This is a genomic window from Bacillus cereus group sp. BfR-BA-01379, assembly GCF_022663605.1.
GTDB lineage: Bacteria > Bacillota > Bacilli > Bacillales > Bacillaceae_G > Bacillus_A > Bacillus_A mobilis.
Genome location: NZ_JAKUFT010000351.1, coordinates 1 through 210 on the forward strand (window position 1 = coordinate 1; position 210 = coordinate 210).

Below are 210 nucleotides of genomic sequence, written 5' to 3' on the forward strand. Positions count from 1 at the left end.
TTATATATATCATACTAATATATTTGCAAGGAATAGAATAAATGATGTTAATACTACCGCTCCACCTAATGATCCTAATAAATCTGTTTTTGTTACTTGTAACACTTGTTCACTGCTCATATTCCTCATTCTCCTTTCATTTTGTATAATTTAAAACTTCTATTATACTAATATGCTTGATAGAAATACGATTAATGCTGTTAATACTAC

General features: G+C 26.7%; 1 protein-coding gene. It reads right to left on the minus strand.

Annotated features, from left to right (window positions below; genetic code table 11):
- Nucleotides 1-9: 9 nt before the first annotated feature.
- Nucleotides 10-120 (minus strand): DUF3948 family protein, encoded by a 111-nt coding sequence (locus MR113_RS28205; protein WP_242257535.1) that lies wholly within the window; start codon nt 118-120, stop codon nt 10-12.
- Nucleotides 121-210 lie beyond the last annotated feature (90 nt).

Coding starts and splice junctions, on each gene's coding strand:
- MR113_RS28205 (WP_242257535.1), bottom strand. CDS start 120: ATGAGCAGTGAACAAGTGTTACAAGTAACAAAAACAGATTTATTAGGA.